This window comes from Streptomyces sp. NPDC090032 (assembly GCF_044748025.1).
Taxonomy (GTDB): domain Bacteria; phylum Actinomycetota; class Actinomycetes; order Streptomycetales; family Streptomycetaceae; genus Streptomyces.
Window position 1 is genome coordinate 269,578 of sequence record NZ_JBIVFF010000001.1, and the last position, 20,186, is coordinate 289,763.

General features: G+C 71.8%; 18 protein-coding genes. 5 read left to right on the forward strand and 13 right to left on the reverse strand.

Translation table 11 applies throughout. From position 1 onward, the window contains the following. Positions 1-90 precede the first annotated feature (90 nt). From ACIPWY_RS01115 to ACIPWY_RS01135, 5 genes are all read right to left on the reverse strand, one after another. Positions 91-1,029, reverse strand: a complete 939-nt coding sequence (locus ACIPWY_RS01115) for a hypothetical protein (protein ID WP_401531998.1) — start codon at positions 1,027-1,029, stop codon at positions 91-93. A gap of 189 nt (positions 1,030-1,218) precedes the next feature. Then, positions 1,219-2,043, reverse strand: coding sequence for a chitosanase (locus ACIPWY_RS01120; protein ID WP_401531999.1), 825 nt, complete (start codon positions 2,041-2,043; stop codon positions 1,219-1,221). Between the two features lie 388 nt (positions 2,044-2,431). Continuing rightward, positions 2,432-2,854: an acyl-CoA thioesterase gene (locus ACIPWY_RS01125; RefSeq protein WP_362898894.1), complete on the reverse strand. Its 423-nt coding sequence runs from the start codon at positions 2,852-2,854 to the stop codon at positions 2,432-2,434. Between the two features lie 115 nt (positions 2,855-2,969). Then, positions 2,970-3,608: a hypothetical protein gene (locus ACIPWY_RS01130; protein WP_401532000.1), complete on the reverse strand. Its 639-nt coding sequence runs from the start codon at positions 3,606-3,608 to the stop codon at positions 2,970-2,972. Between the two features lie 164 nt (positions 3,609-3,772). Beyond that, positions 3,773-4,366 carry a histidine phosphatase family protein gene (locus ACIPWY_RS01135; protein ID WP_393700041.1) on the reverse strand — a complete coding sequence of 198 codons (594 nt, stop codon included), beginning with the start codon at positions 4,364-4,366 and terminating at the stop codon, positions 3,773-3,775. 221 nt (positions 4,367-4,587) lie between these two features. On the opposite strand from ACIPWY_RS01135, the gene ACIPWY_RS01140 reads away from it, so the two are divergent. Both ACIPWY_RS01140 and ACIPWY_RS01145 read left to right on the forward strand, forming a co-directional pair. Further along, complete coding sequence (locus tag ACIPWY_RS01140; RefSeq protein WP_401532001.1) at positions 4,588-7,461, forward strand: DEAD/DEAH box helicase; 2,874 nt, start codon at positions 4,588-4,590, stop codon at positions 7,459-7,461. 13 nt (positions 7,462-7,474) lie between these two features. Continuing rightward, entirely contained in the window at positions 7,475-8,752 is a 1,278-nt protein-coding gene (locus tag ACIPWY_RS01145; protein ID WP_401532002.1) for an SWIM zinc finger family protein, read from the forward strand. 174 nt (positions 8,753-8,926) lie between these two features. On the opposite strand, the gene ACIPWY_RS01150 is transcribed toward ACIPWY_RS01145, so the two are convergent. Then, on the reverse strand, positions 8,927-9,460 hold the full coding sequence (locus tag ACIPWY_RS01150) for a hypothetical protein (RefSeq protein WP_362898884.1): 534 nt from the start codon (positions 9,458-9,460) through the stop codon (positions 8,927-8,929). A 69-nt stretch (positions 9,461-9,529) separates the two neighbouring features. Next, on the reverse strand, positions 9,530-9,988 hold the full coding sequence (locus tag ACIPWY_RS01155; protein ID WP_362898882.1) for a hypothetical protein: 459 nt from the start codon (positions 9,986-9,988) through the stop codon (positions 9,530-9,532). 71 nt (positions 9,989-10,059) lie between these two features. Between ACIPWY_RS01155 and ACIPWY_RS01160 the strand changes: the two genes are divergently transcribed. Next, a complete protein-coding gene (locus ACIPWY_RS01160; RefSeq protein WP_362898880.1) occupies positions 10,060-10,794 on the forward strand; it encodes a hypothetical protein in 735 nt (244 codons plus the stop codon). A gap of 338 nt (positions 10,795-11,132) precedes the next feature. On the opposite strand, the gene ACIPWY_RS01165 is transcribed toward ACIPWY_RS01160, so the two are convergent. Both ACIPWY_RS01165 and ACIPWY_RS01170 read right to left on the reverse strand, forming a co-directional pair. Continuing rightward, the gene (locus ACIPWY_RS01165; RefSeq protein WP_362898878.1) at positions 11,133-11,765 is read right to left on the reverse strand and encodes a peptidase; all 633 of its coding nucleotides are present in this window, start codon (positions 11,763-11,765) and stop codon (positions 11,133-11,135) included. After that, positions 11,762-12,970: a pyridoxal phosphate-dependent aminotransferase gene (locus ACIPWY_RS01170; protein ID WP_362898876.1), complete on the reverse strand. Its 1,209-nt coding sequence runs from the start codon at positions 12,968-12,970 to the stop codon at positions 11,762-11,764. The genes ACIPWY_RS01165 and ACIPWY_RS01170 overlap by 4 nt, the downstream gene beginning before the upstream one ends. 94 nt (positions 12,971-13,064) lie before the next feature. Between ACIPWY_RS01170 and ACIPWY_RS01175 the strand changes: the two genes are divergently transcribed. After that, positions 13,065-13,703: a helix-turn-helix domain-containing protein gene (locus ACIPWY_RS01175; RefSeq protein ID WP_362898874.1), complete on the forward strand. Its 639-nt coding sequence runs from the start codon at positions 13,065-13,067 to the stop codon at positions 13,701-13,703. A gap of 67 nt (positions 13,704-13,770) precedes the next feature. On the opposite strand, the gene ACIPWY_RS01180 is transcribed toward ACIPWY_RS01175, so the two are convergent. The 3 genes from ACIPWY_RS01180 to ACIPWY_RS01190 are packed head-to-tail and all read right to left on the reverse strand — an operon-like array spanning position 13,771 to position 17,216. Continuing rightward, entirely contained in the window at positions 13,771-14,640 is an 870-nt protein-coding gene (locus ACIPWY_RS01180; RefSeq protein WP_401532003.1) for a hypothetical protein, read from the reverse strand. Next, on the reverse strand, positions 14,640-15,920 hold the full coding sequence (locus tag ACIPWY_RS01185) for a VWA domain-containing protein (protein ID WP_362898870.1): 1,281 nt from the start codon (positions 15,918-15,920) through the stop codon (positions 14,640-14,642). Before ACIPWY_RS01185 ends, ACIPWY_RS01180 begins: the two co-directional genes overlap by 1 nt. A 45-nt stretch (positions 15,921-15,965) precedes the next feature. After that, complete coding sequence (locus tag ACIPWY_RS01190; protein ID WP_401532004.1) at positions 15,966-17,216, reverse strand: FAD-dependent monooxygenase; 1,251 nt, start codon at positions 17,214-17,216, stop codon at positions 15,966-15,968. Positions 17,217-17,384: 168 nt separating this feature from the next. On the opposite strand from ACIPWY_RS01190, the gene ACIPWY_RS01195 reads away from it, so the two are divergent. Next, the gene (locus tag ACIPWY_RS01195) at positions 17,385-18,299 is read left to right on the forward strand and encodes a HipA family kinase (protein WP_401532005.1); all 915 of its coding nucleotides are present in this window, start codon (positions 17,385-17,387) and stop codon (positions 18,297-18,299) included. A 75-nt stretch (positions 18,300-18,374) separates the two neighbouring features. Here the strand turns inward: ACIPWY_RS01195 and aceB are convergent, their stop codons facing one another. Further along, positions 18,375-20,012: a malate synthase A gene (gene aceB, locus ACIPWY_RS01200; protein WP_362898867.1), complete on the reverse strand. Its 1,638-nt coding sequence runs from the start codon at positions 20,010-20,012 to the stop codon at positions 18,375-18,377. Positions 20,013-20,186 lie beyond the last annotated feature (174 nt).

The window sequence follows — 20,186 nt, forward strand, 5'->3', positions numbered from 1 at the left end:
GCCCATTCGGGTGACAGTGCTGTCGGTGCGGGGTCGGTGACGCGACCCGTCGGACAGGCCCTGGAGCGAAGAGACCACCCCGACCAGATGTCAGGGGGCGTCAGTGCGCGCTGTCAGGGCAAGGGTGGCGGTCCTGACCGAGCCGCCCTTGTTCTCGTCGTCCGTACCGAGCACCGCGTCACTCGACCCGGGCACCCACTCCAGCGCCTCGATCTTGAATCCCGTGAACTTTCCCAGCAGCTCGGGAGAGTCGGAGACCGTCAGCCGCACCGCCCCCGCCCCCGAGATCCGCACACGCCCCGCCAGGCTCACCCCCGAGTCGAACGGCCCGTCGTTCCCTGCGTCCGACGCCGAACTGACGAGCATCCGCCCGTCATCGGTCACCGAGATGTCGGACACGTGCCGGACGTCACCCGTCGGGTACGGAGCCCGGAACGACGCCGACTGCGGCGCCCCGAACTTCGCGTCCCCGTACTGGTCGTAGGAGAACGGCGCCGCGAAGACCGTCGCGGGCCGCTCGGCCCCGTCTCCCCGGTCCGCCCACACCGCCGCGAGCTTCCCCTTGTCCGAGGCCAGTGCGAAGCTCTCGAAGTCGTCGCCCTCGCGGATTCCGGGGAGCGGCGAGAGGTCGAGCACCTTCACCGTGCCGCCGGTCAGCCGCAGGTGGTAGACGAGTCCCCGGCTGGCCAGGGCCACATACTCGCCGGGCGCGCCCGGTACCGCCTCGACGGCCTCCAGGTCGATCGGCTCCGCGCCGTCCCAGGTCACCGGGGTGACGACGGCGGAGGCGGACTCACCCTCGCTGTAGGTGAGTTGGGCGATCCGGTTGTCGCCCGGCTTCTTGTTGTCGCGCACGACGAGCGCGTGGACCGTTCCGCCGGAGTGCTCCGTGAGGGCGAGCCCGCTGATGCCGGACTTCACGTCGTCGCCGACCTGCACCCAGGGGCCCGCGGCTCCGGCCTGGCCCGCTGCCACCAGGGCAAGGGTCGCGGTGGCGGCGGCGAGCAGTGACTTGTGGCGGAGCTGCATGGGCGGGCCTCTCGCTTCGGGGGACGTCGGGTAACGGCTCAGGGTGACGCGCGTAGACGCGTGGCTGCCCGGGACCGTAGCGATCATGGTGAGCCGGGGGCAAGTGGCGCGTGGGCCGTTCGGGGGTACGCGGAAGCGGCGCGCCCGGCACCAGTCAATGCCGAACGCGCCGCCTCGCGACGGGAGTTGTCAGCCGATGTGGTAGCTGTCCCCGTACACCTTCCAGTCCAGCGGCGGGTCCAGATTCAGGTTGCCGTTCTCCAGGAAGACGCGCTGCGCGGTGTCGACGCGGCTCGTGTCGCTGTGGGCCTCCTCCTGCTTCATGGCCCACACTCGCGCGTCGAGGAACGCGTTCAGGTAGGTGACCTCGTCGCCGCCCTGTGCCGGGGGCTCGGCCTGGGCGAGGGCGCGCTTGCGGATGTTGCGGAAGCTGGTCGCGTCATCGCCGTCGCCGTGCATCACGATGGCGTCGTAGTACGCGAACTGCCCGAGCGTGCCGATGCCGTCCGCCTTGCCCTGCGAGACCGCCGGGTTGAAGTACACGCGGTCGCGCTCGTCGTTCTGGGCCTGCTGGAACGCGGAGCCCTCGGCCGCCTTCTCCCAGTCGCGCTCGTAGTTCGGGTCGAGGCCTTCGTGCGAGTCGGTGCCGTCCACCTCGCGCAGGGCGGGCAGGTACTTCGCGAGGACGTTGCCGGGCTCGCGCTGCGTGTAGAGCTCCACGAGGTCGAGCATGTCGCCGGTGCCGGAACAGAAGCCGATGATCCCGGCGGTGTAGCCGCGGCCGTCGCCGATGTCCTCGATGTAGCCGTACTGGGCCTTCCAGTCGAGTGAGGAGTTCTCGGCGCTCGACACCAGCTGCATGGCGATCTCCTTCTTCGCCGGGTCGTCGAGCCCGCTCGCGGACACGGGCGTGGCCGTCGCGAGCTGGGTCGTCAGGAGCGGGGCCGCGACGACCGAGGCGCCGATCAGGGCGAGCAGGGTGCGTCGTGACGTGCGTATGTGGGGGGTGTGCACGGGACCTCCATGGGGGAGCTCGTTGTTCCGCGAACTGTTAGGAAGGTTTCCTACCAGAGATTGCGGGTGACGTATACCCGTCAAGCGGAAGGGAGTTGGGGGTCCGGGGCGGGGAACGAAGAGCCCGTGCCGGTGTTCCTGCACGTGAACGGCGGCTTTGTATGTGGCGGGGAGTGGTGGCGTGGCCCGGCGTGGGGCGAGGGCGCGATTCAGGGGGGCAGGCCGACACCGTGCTCGCGCCCGGCATGCACCTCTGCCAGGGCGCGAGCACGGCGTCGGGGTCAGGCGCGGGCCCGAGCGCCACGGGCCCGCGCGCGAGTCGCCGGCCCGCCTCGCCCGGCAGCACGTCCGGCGGCAGCGCCTCCCACGGCTCGGCGTGGCCGGTGAATCAGAGGCCGAAGGAGCGCGGGTCCGACGCGAGTGCCCGGAAGTATTCGCGCGGATCCGCCACGAGCTTGCGCTCCTTGAGGTCCATCAGGCCTCCCACCCCGGTCAGTTCGGCCGCGAGCGTGCCGTCGGTCTTGCGCACCGACTGCTCGATCCGGAACGTCTTGCCCTCCGTCCACACGAACGCACAGCTCACGTCCAGCTCGTCACCCGCGCGCAGCTCGCGGCGGTAGCGGATCGTCGTCTCCAAGGTGACGGGGCCGACCCCCTTCGCCAGCAGGTCGGCCTGCCGGATCCCGCCCTGCTGAAGCAGCGCCCATCGTGCGTGCTCCGCGTACTGCAGATACACGCTCTGATTGAGGTGCCCCTGCGAATCGGTCTCGTACCCGCGCACTTGTATGTGCACGGTGAACGGCTCGGCCACAATTTTCCCTTCGACGGTTACTACGGTTCCTACGGCTACTGCGCCTGCCGGGTCCGGTGTTTCGGCTACGGATACGGCTGCCGCTTCCGGTTCGGGTCCCTCGGCGGGCACGGTGTCACGCCCGTCTCGGTGACGCCAGCAAGTACCGCCCACCGGTGCGGGGTTGGGCGTGCTCGCTGACCTGCCACCCCGCCCGCTCCAACGCGGCGGCGCGGCCCGTGATTCCGTCCGGCCCACGTCCCCGTACCGCCACGGCCTCCGGCTGTGGTGTCGCGTCGACCCGGTGTCCGTCCCCGGCGTCACCCTCCGCCGGCCGGCAGCCCGCAGCTTCCAGGGCGAGGGCGGCGGCCTGCACCAGATGAGCGCGCTCCCAGGCGCACGGGCGGTCGGTGGCGCCCTCAGGGTTGGTCATCCGGCGCATCTCCACGAGCCCCTGCCAGGCGCTGCGCACCTCGCGCGCCCTCGCCTGACCGTCCGGGACCGGCGGCTCTCCGCCGACCCGTGCCGCAAACGGGCCGCCGCCCGATGCTGCCGGTGGCGGGGGCTGTTGGGCGCGCTCCGGTTCGTCCCCCGCCTCCCGTATCCGGTGTCCGGCCGGTGTCAGGAAGTGGCCGTGCGGCGGGCGTGGGTGCCGGAACGCGAGCTTCATCAGGACGAGGCGCGCGAGCTGGGCCTCACTGCCCTTGAGGCGCCCGGTGACCGGGTCGGCCTCCTCGACGATGCGCCGCTGCGCGGCGGACAGCGGCCTGGTCATGATGCCACCCCCTGGTCCTGTCCCTCGGCCGGTACGTGCTCCGTACGTTCCGATGGTGCAGCACGGGTCTGACAACGGGGTCTGACGACGGGGCCCGACGAGACGGGTTCTGGCAGCGGGGTCTGACCAAATGGGGTCTGACGACGGCCGGGTCCGATGGCGTATCAGGGCCGCAGGTTCCACCCGGCGACGACCGGACGGCCGTGCTCCGTGCTGAGCCTGCTGACCGTGCCCGTGGCCAGCAGGAAATGCGCGCCGTCCGCAGGTGTCAGGCCGAGCCTGCGCGCGGTGAGGACGCGGAGGAAGTGGCCGTGGCCGACGAGGACGACGCTGCCCTCGTTCTCCGAGAGGGCGGCGTCCACCTTCGCGAGCATGCGGTCGGCCCGCGCCCCCACCTCTTCGGGGCTCTCGCCGGGGTGCTCCGGAGGTCCGGGCTCGACCCCGTCCGTGAAGAGGAACCAGCCGGGCCGGCTGCGCTGGATCTCCAGCGTCGTGACGCCCTCGTAGGCGCCGTAGTCCCACTCGCACAGGTCGGCGTCCACCCGCACGTTCTCCAGACCCGCGAGCTGCGCGGTCTCGTACGCCCGCACCATCGGGCTCGAGAAGACGGCACCGATGTGATAGCTGCCGACGAGTGGTGCGAGCTTGCGCGCCTGCGCGCGGCCGTTCTCCGTCAGCGGGATGTCGGTCGAGCCCGTGTGCTTCCCGGACAGGGCCCACTCGGTCTCGCCGTGCCGGACCAGCAGCAGGTCACCCATGCGACTGTCCTGTTCTCTCCGAGGCTGCCGTCGTCCGGGCCCGGCGATCCTGCCAGGGCCCGTCGTTCGAACCGTACACGCGGTGCGGGAGGGACGCCCGGCCTTGATTGTCAGACCCCGCCCGTAAGGTCGTAGACGTCGCCGGTCCCACCGGACGAGGGCGACGCACGCCGCACCGACCAGGGCGTACCCATCTGCCGACCAGGGAAAGGAGCCCGGCCATGACGGAGCAGACCGACCATCGGGGCATCACCGTCGCCGCGGCCGCCGTGTTCCTTCCCGCGCCCCTGCCGCGCGAGAGCAGCGTCGCGTTCTGGTACCCGGACGGCACGGACCTGGCCGGCGCCACACCGCTCACCGTCGTCCGGCCGCACGGCGCGGGCGCCCGCGCCCGGACGGTGCCCGCGGTCCGGCTGCCCGTCACCGACGCCCTGCCCCTGCTCGTCAGGGCCCGCCACACCCCTGGAGCCCATCCCGCCGCGGCCTGCTGGGGCGCCGCAGCCCTGCACGCCCTGCACCTCGTCGGCCGTGGCCGCCTCCTGCCCGGCCTCACGGCCTCCGACCACGACGCGTGGCGCGCGGGCCCCCTCGACGCGGACGACATCGCCCAGCTGCGCGCCATCGCCGCCGCCATGCCGTACGAGGCCCATGCCGCGCCGGTGGAGGGCTCCAAGCCGCTCCGGCTCCCCGAGCCCGAAGCTCTGGTGCGCGCGTTCCTCGACGCGGTCGCCGACTCCCTGCCGCGCAGCCCCGCGGCCCCCTTCGCAGCCGGAGCGCCGTTCGCCTCCTTCGCGCCGCAGCACCTGCCCCGCGCGCGTGCCTGGGCCGTCGAGGCCGCCGCCGGGATGGACGCGGGCGTACGGGTGTCCCTGCGCCTCGACCTCTCGAACTTCACGCTGTTCGACACGGACGATGCTGATGATGCTGCCGATGCCACCGACCCCGCCTCCGCCGGTGAGGACGGCCAGGGAGGCCCAGGCGCCCAGGAGCGGCGGCGGGCCGGCGCCGCCCTCGTCCAGGTGCACAGCCTCGCCGACCCCACCCAGGTCGTCGACGCCGCGCGGCTCTGGGCCGGCGACGGCGAGGCGCACTTCGGGCCGCGCGCCCGGATCGACGCCGTCCTCGCCCTGCGCCGCGCCGCCCGCGTCTGGCCCCCGCTCGGCCGCGTCCTGGAGCGTGACGTGCCCGACGTCCTCGCACTCTCCGAGGGCGAGCTGCTCGACCTGCTCGGCCCGGCCGCGGCCCGCCTCGCGGACGCGGGCGTCGAGGTCCACTGGCCCAGGGACCTGGCCCGCGCCCTCACCGCCACCGCCGTGGTGCGCGCGGCGGCGCCCGGTTCCGCCACCGACGGCACCCCGTTCTTCGACGGTGAGGAACTCCTCAAGTTCAACTGGCAGTTGGCGCTCGACGGCGACCCTCTCTCCGAGCGCGAGATGGACGAACTCGCCGAGTCCCACCGGCCCGTCGTCCGGCTGCGCGACCAGTGGGTCGTCGTCGACCCCGACCTCGTACGCAAGGCCCGTAAGCGTGAGCTGGGCCTGCTCCAGCCCGTCGACGCCCTCGCCGTGGCCCTCACCGGAGAGGCCGACATCGACGGCGAGCGCGTCGAGGCCGTCCCCACCGGAGTCCTCGCCCACCTCCGTGACCGCCTCGTCGAAGGCCCCTCAGCCGTCACCCAGCCCGCCGGCCTGCACGCCACGCTCCGCGACTACCAGCTGCGGGGCCTGGCCTGGCTCGACCTCATGACCTCGCTCGGCCTCGGCGGCTGTCTCGCCGACGACATGGGCCTCGGCAAGACGGTCACCCTCATCGCGCTCCACCTGCGCAGGAACAAGGCGGCGCCCACCCTCGTCGTCTGCCCTGCGTCCCTCCTCGGGAACTGGCAGCGCGAGATCACCCGCTTCGCCCCCGGCGTCCCCGTCCGCCGCTTCCACGGCACCGACCGCACCCTCGACGGCCTCGACGGCGGTTTCGTCCTCACCACGTACGGCACCCTGCGCACCCGCGCCGCCGAACTGGCCGGGCACACCTGGGGCATGGTCGTCGCCGACGAGGCGCAGCACATCAAGAACCCCTTCTCCGCCACCGCCAAGGCGCTGCGCACGATCCCCTCGCCGGCCCGCATCGCGCTCACCGGCACTCCCGTGGAGAACAACCTCTCCGAGCTGTGGGCCCTGCTCGACTGGACGACCCCCGGACTGCTCGGCCCCCTCAAGTCCTTCCGCGCACGGCACGCGCGCGCAGTGGAGACCGGCGAGGACGCCGGGGCCGTCGAGCGCCTGGCCCGCCTCGTGCGGCCGTTCCTGCTCCGCCGCAAGAAGTCCGACCCCGGGATCGTCCCCGAGCTGCCGCCCAAGACCGAGTCCGACCACCCGGCCCCCCTCACCCGGGAACAGGCCTCGCTCTACGAGGCGGTCGTCCGCGAGGCGATGGCGGAGATCGAGGCCGCCGAAGGCATCGCACGCCGCGGCCTGATCATGAAGCTCCTCACGTCGCTCAAGCAGATCTGCAACCATCCGGCGCAGTTCCTCAAGGAGGCGGACGCCCCGCGGGCCCGCCTCACCGGCCGCTCCGGCAAGCTCGCCCTGCTCGACGAACTCCTCGACACGATCCTCGCGGAGGACGGCTCCGTCCTCATCTTCACGCAGTACGTGTCCATGGCCCGCCTCCTCGCGACCCACCTCGCCGCCCGCGCCATCCCCTCCCAACTCCTGCACGGCGGAACCCCCGTGGCCGAACGCGAGCGCATGGTCGACCGTTTCCAGTCCGGCGAGGTCCCCGTCTTCCTGCTCTCACTGAAGGCCGCCGGCACCGGCCTGAACCTCACCCGCGCGGGCCACGTCGTCCACTTCGACCGCTGGTGGAATCCGGCTGTCGAGGAGCAGGCCACCGACCGCGCCTACCGCATCGGCCAGACCCAGCCCGTCCAGGTGCACCGCCTCATCACCGAAGGCACCGTCGAGGACCGGATCGCCGAGATGCTCGCCGCGAAGAAGGCCCTCGCGGACGCGGTCCTCGGCTCCGGCGAAGCCGCCCTGACCGAGCTGACCGACCGGGAGCTCGCCGACCTCGTCTCCCTCAGGAGGACGGCATGACACGGAGGACGGCATGACACCCCACACGCCGGGCCGCGCGGGCGCGCACGCCCAGGCCCGCGCCCGCGTCGACGACCGCCGCCGCACCTTCCCGCCCCTGCCGCCCCGCACCCGCACGGCCGACGACTTCGCCCTGACCTGGTGGGGGAACGCATGGGTGGACGCCCTCGTGGACACGGCGCTCGACACGGCCCGCCTCACCCGCGGCCGCGCCTACGCCGACCGCGGGCACGTCGACGCCATCACCGCGACCCCCGGCCGCGTCATGGCCTACGTCCACGGCTCACGCCCCAGGCCGTACCGCACGGAGATCCGCCTGCGCACCCTCCACGACGACGACTGGGAGCGCATCCTCGACACGGCGGCCGCCCGCCCCGACCACATGGCCGCGCTCCTCGACAAGGACGTCCCGCACGCGCTGGCCGCCGTCGCCGACCTCCTGCCCGCCGTCGGTGACCTGATTCCCGACTGCTCCTGCCCGGACGACGGTTACCCCTGCAAGCACGCGGCCGCGCTCTGCTACCAGACGGCACGACTGCTCGACGAGGACCCGTTCGTCCTCTTCCTGCTGCGCGGCCGTGGCGAACAGGAGCTCCTCGCCGACCTCACCCGGCGGAACGCGGCGCGGGCCGCCGGTGAGCGCTCCGCCACGGCCCCGGCGCTGCCCTCGGTCGCGGCCCGCGAAGCCCTCGCGCCCCGCATCCTGCCGCTCCTGCCCCCGCCGTTCCCGGCCCCCGCGCACCCGGGCCGCCCGCCCGTCTACCCGCACGCGTCCGGCGCCCCCGACCCGCTCGCCCTCGACCTCCTCGCCACGGAGGCCGCGGCCCGTGCCCACACGTTCCTCACCCGGGGCATCGACCCGATCGCCGGGCTCACCCCCTGGCAGGACGCGGTCCGGCTCGCTGCCGCCCACCCCGGCTCCGGCCTCGCGGCGTCCACGCGAGCCCTGTACAAGTCCCTCGCGCAGGGCACCGGACGCACGGCCACCGACCTGGCCCGCGCCGTCGCCGCCTGGCGCCAGGGCGGACTGGCGGGCCTGGACGTCCTGGAAGAGGAGTGGGACCCGCCGGCCGGCCCCTTCGACCGGGCCCGCCCGGCCCTCATCGCCGCGGACTTCCCCCACTTCCGACCCCACCGCAACAGGCTGTCCACCGACAACCTCCAGCTCCGCCTCGGCCGCGAAGGCCTCTGGTACGGCTACGAGTCGGACCGCGGCCGCGAGGACTGGTGGCCGAGAGGCACCCCCGACACGGACCCGGTCGGAGCCCTCACGGCCCTGCTCGGCCGTTGACGGCTCGTCCGACGGACCGTCAAGAGCCGGACCACGCAAGGCACACGGCTCATTGCTCACGGCGCCCTGCAGACAGCAGACGGCGCCCCGCGATCAGCTCACGGCGCCCTGCTCACGGAGCACACCTCACCGCACACACCTCACCGCACACACCTCAAAGCAGACCGCGTCCCGTCACAGCGCCTCGGCCCACCGTGTCAGTGTCGTGAAGTCCGGCTCGCGCAGCCCGTGGCGTGGGTGGATGCGCAGGAGCAGGGCCGGGGCGTCGTGATGCTCGGTGACATGGCGGGAGTCCAGATCCGTGATCATGTCGTCGACCCAGGCGAAGGGCCGCCCGGCCGCCCAGTCGAGCAGCGGGCGGGTCTTCCAGTAGAGGCCGTCGGGATCCCGGGCGAACAGCTCGGGCCACTCGATCACCGGGAGCGCGGCGGGCAGGCCGATCGCCGGGCCGATCATCTCGTTCGCCTCGTGCATCCAGGTGGTCGCCCAGGCCAGTTCGAAGGGCAGGCCGGCCAGGCGCCGGCCGTGGGAAGGGTTGAGTACGACCCGTAGTCCGCGCCGGTGGCTGCGGGAGCCTGGGGTCTGGCGCGAGAGCCAGTTCTCGGGGTGGAAGCGGTGAGCGGCGTAACCGCGCAGGCGGGGGAGGCGGGCGGCGTACGGGTTGAGGGGCCCGTCGACGTCGAGGAGGAGCAGCGGCCTGTCTGTCATGCAGAGGTGTTGCCCACCGAGGGCGTTGATCGCTCCTGGCCATGTCGTGCTCCCGTCGTCGGGCACCGGTCAGTGCACGCTCGGGGCCGCCGAGTCGATGAACCGAGCGATGGCGTCCTTGCACCGCCGAGAACGCCGGTCACGGTCCTCCTCGTCCACTGCCTCGTGCAGGCAATTCGCCAACTCGAAGGAAGCCTCGGCCAGTTGGCGCGTATCCGCGCGGTCGCACACCAACTGCACCCGCGCCAGCGCCTGTCGCGCGTTGATCCGCGCCTCGTACGAGGCGAAGCGGGCGTCCTCCGCCTGTGACGACCCCGGTACCTCCATCGCCCGGAACCACCGGTCGTTCTGACTGCGCCGGTAGTCGAACACGGCTCCGGCGAACGCGCTGTAACTGGAGATCCGCTCCTGACGCAGCTGCTCGGCACGGGCGAGCCCGGCGACCCGTTCCGTGGACCGCGCCTGGAAGAAGTGGGTGACGACGGAACCGAGCAGGGTACCGACCACGGCTATCAGGGCCGCATCCATGGTGAGTTGCTCCTCGTGGGCCTGGGAAAAATCATTCGATTCTCGGTGCGGTCCCTGACTACCTTTCTCGCGTGGCAACGAAACTCAATCAGATCATCGCAGTCGAGAAAGGCGTCAAGTCCAAGGCACACCAGGACCTGACGGCTGCCCATCACGGGCTTCAGAAGCCGGCGCTCCTGGCCGGGATCTCGCGTACCTACCAGCCCAAGGACGAGGAGGGCGAGCAGCTGCCGCCCGAGTCGACGCGGGTCCAGGTGCGGGCCGAGCACGTGCTGCGCGACACCGCGAAGACGCTCACCCGGCTGTTCGATGTGACCGCCACCAAGGACTGGGCGAACTGCGAGGCGCGCGCCGATGTCACCGTCGACGGACGGACCGTCCTGAGCCAGGTGCCGGTCGCGTATCTGCTCTTCCTGGAGAAGCAGCTCGTCGACCTCAACACCTTCGTGCGCAAGCTGCCCGTGCTCGACGCCTCCGAGTCGTGGACGCAGGACCCGTCGACCGACGACTGGAAGACGGAGCCGGTGCGGACGCTGCGTACCAAGAAGGTGCCGCGCAACCACGTGAAGGCCGAGGCGACGGAGAAGCACCCGGCGCAGGTCGAGGTGTACTACGAGGACGTGCCCGTCGGGTACTGGACGACCGTGAAGTTCTCCGGCGCGCTGCCCGCGCGCAGGGTGAACGAGCTGCTCGACCGGATCGAGAGGCTCCAGCAGGCCGTCAAGTTCGCCCGCGAGGAGGCGAACGCGGCGGAGGTGGCCGACCAGCGGGCGGGTGACCCCGTGTTCAGCTACCTGTTCGGCTGATCCGGAGCCGCATTCAAGACTCCCCGGGCGCCGCTCAGCCGGCGGCCGGGGTGCGCGAGGAGCGCAAAGCTGAAGCTGAAGCTTGTCGTGACGGTGCGGTCCGCACAGCACACGCGGACCGCCATCAATCTCAGACTCTTGCTCCAGACTCAGTATTCGCCGCTCATCGCCGAATCGATCGGACCCGGGCCCCAGGCCCCGAATTGCCGGTTCGAATCCGGCCCGCCCAGCTCGATGGGCGGTAGTCCAAAGGCAGGACGCAGGGCATTGACACTGACCCGGGTCCTCAAGCGTGTCGGCGTGTGATGTGAGTGGCATTCATGGGGTCCGGGGGCCGGCTACGCCCTCGGACCCGCTCCATGTCCAGGCCCCAACGAGACTCCCCGGCCCGCGAAGAACGTCCCGAACATCGTCAACGGCAGTTCCGCGCAACGGGTTTCGGGGCTGATCCCCGAAGGATTGTGGAAGTGGAAGCGGTCACCGTCGCGAGCCGTGACAAGGACCAGGTGCCCGCCCCGGCCGGGCGCCGGGCGCTCCGGGCGGCGGATCCCGTAGTGGACCGAGGCCATGACCGTACGGCCCGTATCCAGCAGCCCGGCGATCTCGTCGACCGTCAGATGGCGGTGGACGGTGGCGTCCAGACCGAGTTCCTCCCGGGCGTACTCGGCGAACGGGGCGTAGATCAGACCGTGGATGTCGCCCTCCGCATCCACTGTGTACGCGCCGTACTTGAGCGCTCCGTCGCGCAGGTCGAACAGGCTGGGCGCGTCCGGTCCGAGCGCCATGCGCAGACACGTCATGCCGCACAGATGGCCGCACCAGAGCGCGTAATCCTCCACCGTGGACGCGCCCGACGTCTCCCAGGCGGGGTCGGCGGCCCGGTCGAAGGTGCCCTCCACGATCGCCTCGACGAGTCCGGGCGAGGCGAACTGCGTCAGGCTCGGCAGGGCGCAGGTGGTGCAGAACGTCACTGGCGGTACCCACTCAGGAAGCGCCCGATCCGGCTGATCGCGGCGTCGAGATCGTCAGCGTACGGGAGGGTGAGGATGCGGAAGTGGTCCGGGCGCGGCCAGTTGAAACCGGTGCCCTGGACGACCTGGATCTTCTCGCGCAGCAGCAGGTCGAGGACGAACTTCTCGTCGTCGACGATGGGATGGACCTTGGGGTCGATGCGCGGGAACGCGTACAGGGCGCCCTTCGGTTTCACGCAGGAGACGCCCGGGATCTCGTTGAGCTTCTCCCACGCCTTGTCGCGCTGTTCGAGGAGGCGGCCGCCCGGCGCGGTCAGTTCGCGGATGGACTGGCGGCCGCCGAGCGCGGCCTGGATGGCGTACTGGGCGGGGGCGTTGGCGCACAGTCGCATGGAGGCGAGCATCGTCAGGCCCTCCAGGTAGTTGCGGGCGTGCTGCTGCGGTCCGGTGACGACCAGCCAGCCGGAGCGGAAGCCCGCGACGCGGTAGGTCTTGGAGAGACCGCAGAAGGTGAGGACGACCAGGTCCGGGGCGAGGGTGGCGACGCTGTGGTGGACCGCGTCGTCGTACAGGATCTGGTCGTAGATCTCGTCCGCGAGCACCATCAGTCCGTGCCGGCGGGCGAGGTCGAGGATGCCCTCGATGATCTCCTTGGGGTAGACGGCGCCCGTGGGGTTGTTGGGGTTGATGATGACGACGGCCTTGGTGCGGTCGGTGATCTTCGCGGCCATGTCGTCGAGGTCGGGGTACCAGTCGGCCGACTCGTCGCAGATGTAGTGCACGGCCCTGCCGCCGCAGAGCGTGGTGACGGCCGTCCACAGCGGGAAGTCCGGGGCGGGGATGAGGACTTCGTCGCCGTCCTCCAGGAGTGCCTGTACGGCCATGGAGACCAGCTCGGACACGCCGTTGCCGAGGAACACGTCGTCGACGCCGACCTCGAGGCCGAGCGCCTGATAGCGCTGGGCGACGGCGCGGCGGGCGGACAGCACGCCCCGCGAATCGGTGTAGCCGTGAGCCTGGGGGAGCATCCGGATCATGTCCTGGACGATCTCCTCGGGCGCCTCGAAGCCGAAGAGCGCGGGGTTGCCGGTGTTGAGGCGCAGGACGCTGTGGCCCGCCTCCTCCAGGGCGTTGGCGTGCTCGATCACCGGGCCGCGGATCTCGTAGCAGACCTCGCTGAGCTTGCTCGACTGCCGGAACTCCATGTGGTGCCCTCCCGCGACCTGCCCGTGACGTGTGTGACTTGGTTTTACCAAGTGACTGCTTGGAAAGTCCAACAAGTTGCATAGACTGCGAGCCATGCCACGCCGAAGCTACGACCAGCACTGCGCCGCCGCCCGCGCCCTCGACGCCGTCGGGGACCGCTGGACGCTCCTGATCGTCCGTGAGCTCCTCGCCGGGCCGCGCCGCTACACCGATCTGCACGCCGACCTGCCCGGCGTCAGCACGGACGTGCTCGCCTCGCGGCTGAAGGACATGGAGCGCGAGGGCGTCGCCGAGCGCCGCAGGCTGCCCGCACCCGTCTCGGCGTACGTGTATGAACTGACCCCGCGCGGAAGGCAGTTGCTGCCGGTGCTCCAGGCGCTTGGGGAGTGGGGCGCGCCCGACCTCGAGGAGCGCAGGCCCACGGACGCGGTGCGTGCGCACTGGTTCGCGCTGCCGCTCCTGAGTCATCTGGAGCGGCTCGGGAGCGAGGGCGTGGTGGAAGTCCGCCTGGACGAGGGGGAGTTCCATGTACGGGTCGGCGGCTCGGGCGCGGGCGGGCCTGTCTACGGCGAGGGGGCCGTGGCCGGTGAGCCCGATGCGCGGCTCGTCCTCGGTACGGAGACCTGTGTCGCCGTGGTGCGGGGCGAGCTGACGCTGGAGGAGGCGGCGCGCGCGGGCCGTGTCGCCGTGTCCGGTGACGGCACCCTGGCGAAGGCGCTGCGGGAGGCGTGAAGAGGGGTGATCAACTCGCCCATGGCACCCGGCACTTGATGTGCGCCGGGTGCCATGGGCGGGGGTGTCACATGCCCGGCGGTACCCGGGACGGGCGGCGCGTGCCGCGCGTCAGGGCGTAGCCGCCGATACCGGCGAGCGCGGCCAGGATTCCGCCCGCCGCCGTCCAGACCCAGCGGTCCGACCACCAGCCGGCGGACCAGCCGTCCTCGGGCTCGCCCGTCGCGAGAGCCTGGCTCGCCGACGAGCCGTTCTCCTCATCAGAGGCGTTGTCGGAGGCGTCGCCTGCGGCGGCGGCCTCCTCCGTCGTCGAGCCCGGCACGAGCGGGGCCGCGAGCGAGCCGTCCACCGCCGCGGAGCCGCCGACCTCCTTCGAGGTCACCTCGACCTCGGCCGAGACGGGAAGCCCCTGGTCGGAGGGGGTCAGCGTGGCCGCCGTGAGCCGGACGTAGTACGTGCCGGGCAGCGGGTCGTTCGCCCACTGTTCCGACCAGGCCCGCACCGTACGCAGTGTGCAGGACAGGTCGACCGACGTCGCGTCCGGCGCCGTCGCCCTCGACTGCGTCCCGTACATGCAGGACTGACGGCGCCTCAGCCCGTCGTACACGTCGATCCGCCACGTCGCGCCCGAGGGCCGCGTGGCCGAGTCCGGCAGCTTCACCGTCGCCTTGACCGTGGGCCGCTGCCCGGCGTCCGCCGGGAACGACCAGTACAGGTAGTCACCCGTGGAGGCGCCCGCGGTGGCCCGCTGCCCCTGTTCCACCTCCTGCGCGGTGCGGAACGACGTGCCCGCCTCGGTGGGCGCCTTGCCGTCACCGGAGTCACCGGAATTGCCCAAGTCGCCCGAGCCGGCGAACGCCGTACCCGCCCCGAGCAGTGCGGTCAGCGCGCTCGCGCCGAGGAGCCCCGCCGTCGCCAACAGCTTCGTCGTACACATCAGTTGGTCCTCCAGACCGCGACCCGCCAGCGCGAGATCCAGCCCCACAGCACACCCGCCGCGAAGCCGGTGAGCACCAGGGCGCCGAGCAGCCACCAGCCGCGGCCGAGGCCGAACGCGGCCACGTCGGACGCCGCGCTCGGCGCGTCCACGACGTCCACGGTCAGCTCGACCGGGAGGCCCGGTGTCGTCTTGACCGAAGCCGGGGCCGAGTAGGAGTTCGACACCTGGAGGCAGACGGTCTCGGCCGCCGCCTCGTCCGACTCGTCATCGTTCTGTTCGGGCTTCGGGTAGCGCAGGCCCGTCGAGATCACGTCCGTGCGACCGTCGCCCGCCTCCGAGCCCCGGACGATCTCACGGCCGTGCTCGGTGACCGCGCGCAGCAGCACGCCGTAGTCCTTGTTGACCGCGCGGTCCGCGGCCACGCTCACCGAGGCGCGCAGCTCCTGTCCGGGAGCGACGGCCACGCGGTAGAAGCGGTGCTCGCCGAACGTCTCGCGGTCCGCGTACAGGCCCGGCTTGATCTCCGGCGCGCCGGTGCACTCCTTCGCGCCCTCGACGGCCACGGGGTTGACCACGGGGTCGGCCGCGCGGTCGACCAACTGGCCGACGCGGTCGGTGAGTTCATCGGTGTGCCGCACGGAGGTGTACGTGCCGCCGGTGGCCTCGGCGATGCAGCTCAGCTGGTCACGCGTCTTGGCGTCCGGGACCAGGCCGAGTGTGTCGATGGTGAGGTTGATGCCCTTCGCGGCGATGTCGCGGGCGACCTCGCAGGGGTCGAGCGGCTGGCAGGTGTCCTCGCCGTCGCTGATGAGGACGATGCGGCGCGATCCGTCGCCGCCGTTCAGGTCGTCGGCCGCTTTCAGAAGCGCGGGGCCGATGGGCGTCCAGCCGGTGGGAGCCAGGGTGGCGACGGCGGTCTTCGCCTCGGTGCGGTCGAGCGGTCCGACCGGATAGAGCTGCGCGGTGTCCTTGCAGCCCACCTTCCGGTCCTCGCCGCGGTAGTTGGCGCCCAGCGTGCGGATGCCGAGCTCGACCTCCTTCGGCGTCGCGTCGAGCACCTCGTTGAACGCCTGCTTCGCGGCGGCCATGCGGCTTCCGCCGTCGATGTCGCGTGCCCGCATGGAACCGCTCACGTCGAGCACGAGCTCGACCTTCGGGGCGGCCGTGGGCTGCCCGTCAGGGTTGTCCGCCGCGGAGGCGCCGACGGGCGTCAGCCCCATGGTCAGGGCGGCGAACAGGACACAGGTTCCCGCCGCCAGCCGTTTTCTTATGATCATCGCCGGATCTTATGGATCAACGTACGCGCACAACAAAACGGATGGTCAGCGGGGATGCGGGCCCGTGCCGGAATCCAGCTGTTTACCGCCGAACACCCCGGTTCCGTCCGCCTGTTCCCACCAGGCCTCAAGACCGGCCTGGTCCAACTCCCGCCAGTCCGGCGTCTCCTGCACGAGCGCACGGCCCAGGCTCCGCCCGAGCCCGACCAGCGCGCCGCCGGCCTCCGTACGGGCGTTGTCGTACGCGGCGAGCGCCTCGTCGAAGTCGGGCGTGGAGCGGAACGCGAATTCGAGGGCGGCGCCGTCCTGGAGGGCCTTCACCGCGCCCGCCCCGGTGTGCGGGCGCGCGACCGTCGCCGCGTCCCCCGTCAGCAGGAACCGGCCCGTCGCGTACCGCGGGGCCGTGAAGTCGTACATGGGCTGGAGGGCCAGCTCGTCCGGGGCCGTCAGGCGGACCAGGTCACCCCAGTAGGGCGGCAGCAACTCGTCCGCCACGTAGGCGAGATGGGAGTGCAGCGCGTCGGTGAGGGTGCCCGGCGGCAGGCTCGTCGGCAGGTCGACGCGCAGCGCCGCGTCGACGCCCGGCGGGGGAGCCGTGTAGAGAACCCAGTTCACGCGGTGGCCGCCGGCCGGGCCGCCGTCCGGGATCCGGTAGACGATGAGGTGCCCGCCGGGGAACACGACGTACGCGCAGTCCTCCTCCGCCCACAGGCCGGGCTCGGCGAGCCGCTCTGCGGGGAACGCGCCCCGCCACGCCAGATATCCCGCGTACCGCGGCTGTACGTCCGGGAACGCGCAGGCCCTCACCGCCGATCGGTAGCCGTCCGCGCCGATGACGAGACCGAACTCCTCGGCGCCACCGGCCGCCGTGTGTACGCGGGCGCCGCCCGCCGTCGCCTCGACCCGCGCCACCGCCGCACCCGTACGGAACTCGACGTCCGCGGGCACCGCCCGACGCAGATCGCGCCAGAGCGGCCCCCAGTTGTACGTACGGAACGGGAACGGCAGGGCGGCGATCTCACGCCCGAGCACCGTGTCCCCGGCGGACCCGGCCCTCACGTACCAGCGGCGGCGCACCAGCCCCACCCACGGCATGCCCGCGTCCATGTACCCGGCCGACTCCAGCTCGGCGTAGCGCGCGTCGTGCACCGCGAGCCCCACGCCGCGTTCCGCGAGGGAGCCCGCGGCCCGCTCGTACACGACGATCTCGTCCGCACCCCCGCGACGGGCCGCGAGAGCCGCGGCGCAGCCTGCGATGCTCCCACCCACGACCGCGACCCGGCCACCGTCCACCATGCGTCCCTGTCCCCATCGTCGGTCCCGCGCAAGGAAGATCGCGCAAGGAGATCTCCACAGCCGCCACGACGCTACCGGCAGTCACCCCGCGCCGCGCGGCCCCAGAGCCCCAACGGTGCGATCCCGGCCAACCGTCAGCCATGGACGCCGCCCATTAGGCTGGCCGGTGTGCTGCGAGAAGTGACGGCTGTCCGGTATCTGAACCCTCTGCGGAGCGGCGGCTCCGTGCCCGGGGTCGTCGAGGCCGACGACCTGGGGACCTATGTCGTGAAGTTCACCGGCTCCGCGCAGGGGCGCAAGGCCCTCGTCGCGGAGATCGTCGTCGGTGAGCTGGCGCGCCGTCTCGGCCTGCGCTTCCCCGAGCTGGTCCGCGTCCACTTCGACCCCGAGGTGGCCGCCGACGAGCCGCACCAGGAGGTCCAGGACCTGCTGCGCGCGAGCGACGGGCTCAATCTCGGGATGGACTTCCTGCCGGGCGCCAAGGACTTCACGCCCGAGGTCGCCGCCGCCTTCCCGGTGGACCCGCTGGAGGCCGGGAAGATCGTGTGGCTCGACGCCCTCACGGTCAACGTGGACCGCACGATCCACAGCTCCAACCTGATGGTCTGGCCCACCTTCGGCATCCAGGAGCCGAAGCTGTGGCTGATCGACCACGGCGCCGCCCTGGTCTTCCACCACCGCTGGGACGCGTCCGCGCCCGACAAGGCGTACGACTTCCGCCATCACGCCCTCGGCGCCTACGGGCCCGACACGGCGGGCGCCGACGCGGAGCTGGCTCCTCTCGTCACCGAGGAGATGCTCCGCGAGATCACCGCCCTCGTCCCCGACGCGTGGCTGACCGACGAGCCGGGCTTCACCACGCCGGACGAGGTCCGTGAGGCGTACGTCTCCTACCTCGCGGCCCGCGCCCGTACGTCCGCCGCGTGGGTGCCCACGGACTTCCCCTCGCGCGACCAGCTGGCGGCCGCCGACGCGCGCCGCGCCGCCGCCACGGAGAAGGGCCGCCCCGACTGGCTCAAACGCGTCCCCGACCTGCATGGCAAGCCGGCCGCCGAACAGGACTGGTCCGTCCACCTGGGATAGCGAGGTTCGGTCCCGGACACGACCGAACCCCCGGCGCTGTGCGGTGCCGAGGGCTCGGGTGGTGCGGGGCGGGACTCAGCCGGCGAGCTGCTCGTACGCGGGCAGCGTCAGGAAGTCGGCGTAGTCCGCGTCCAGGGAGACCTGGAGGAGCAGGTCGTGGGCCTGCTGCCACTTGCCGGCCGCGAAGGCCTCCTCGCCGATCTCGGCCTTGATGTTCGCGAGCTCCTGGGCCGCGACCTCGCGGGCCAGGTCGGCCGTGGCCGTCGTGCCCGAGTGCTCGCCGCCCTCGAAGACGACACCGGCGTTGATCCACTGCCAGATCTGCGAGCGGGAGATCTCGGCGGTGGCCGCGTCCTCCATGAGGTTGAAGATGGCGACGGCGCCGAGGCCGCGCAGCCACGCCTCGATGTAGCGGATGCCGACCTGGACGGCGTTGACCAGACCGTCGTAGGTGGGCCTGGCGTCGAGGGAGTCGATCGCGATCAGGTCGCCGGGCGCGACGGACACGTCCTCGCGCAGGCGCTCCTTCTGGTTCGGCCTGTCGCCGAGGACCGCGTCGAAGGACGCCATCGCGATCGGGACCAGGTCGGGGTGGGCGACCCACGAGCCGTCGAAGCCGTCGCCGGCCTCGCGGTCCTTGTCGTTCTTGACCTTCTCGAACGCGACCTTGTTGACCTCGGCGTCGCGCCGCGACGGGATGAACGCCGCCATGCCGCCGATCGCGTGCGCGCCCCGCTTGTGGCAGGTGCGGACGAGGAGTTCGGTGTACGCGCGCATGAACGGGGCCGTCATCGTGACCAGGTTGCGGTCCGGCAGGACGAACTTGGCGCCACCGTCACGGAAGTTCTTGACGATGGAGAACAGGTAGTCCCAGCGGCCCGCGTTGAGGCCGGCGGCGTGGTCACGGAGCTCGTAGAGGATCTCGTCCATCTCGTACGCGGCCGTGATCGTCTCGATCAGGACGGTCGCGCGGACGGTGCCCTGCGGGATCCCGACGTAGTCCTGCGCGAAGACGAAGATCTCGTTCCAGAGGCGGGCCTCCAGGTGCGACTCCGTCTTCGGGAGGTAGAAGTACGGGCCCTTGCCGAGCTCGATCAGGCGCTTGGCGTTGTGGAAGAAGTACAGGCCGAAGTCGACGAGCGCGCCGGGGACGGGGCGGCCGGCCTCGTCCTTCAGGTGGCGCTCCTCCAGGTGCCAGCCGCGCGGGCGCATCACGACGGTCGCGAGCTCGTCGTTGCCCTTGAGGGCGTACGACTTGCCGGTGCGCTCGTCGGTGAAGTCGATGTTCCGCGTGTAGGCGTCCATCAGGTTGACCTGGCCCAGGACGACGTTCTCCCAGGTGGGGGCCGAGGCGTCCTCGAAGTCCGCGAGCCAGACCTTGGCGCCCGAGTTGAGGGCGTTGATGGTCATCTTGCGGTCGGTGGGGCCGGTGATCTCGACGCGGCGGTCGTTCAGCGCGGCCGGGGCGGGGGCGACGCGCCAGGTGGTGTCCTCGCGGATGTGAGCGGTCTCCGGGAGGAAGTCGAGCGTGGAGGTGCGGGCGATCTCGGCGCGACGCTCCGCGCGGCGGGTGAGGAGCTCGTCACGCCGGGGCGTGAACAGCCGGTGCAGCTCGGCCACGAAGGCGAGGGCCGCGTCCGTGAGCACCTCTTCCTGCCTGGGCAGGGGCTCTGCGTCGACGATGGCCAGCGGGGACGGCGCTGGTGCGGACATGAGCTGTCACTTCCTTCAGCGAACGGGCGCGGGCGGCACTGAGTGCCGGGGGCGCCGGGATACGACTACGGACCCCGCGCGGGGGGACCGGCCCTTCTGAACAGTGGATACTAGTTTCCTCATTGTGGAAGTTCAATGGTTTGTTGATGTCGAGATTCTTCGGGACGACATAAC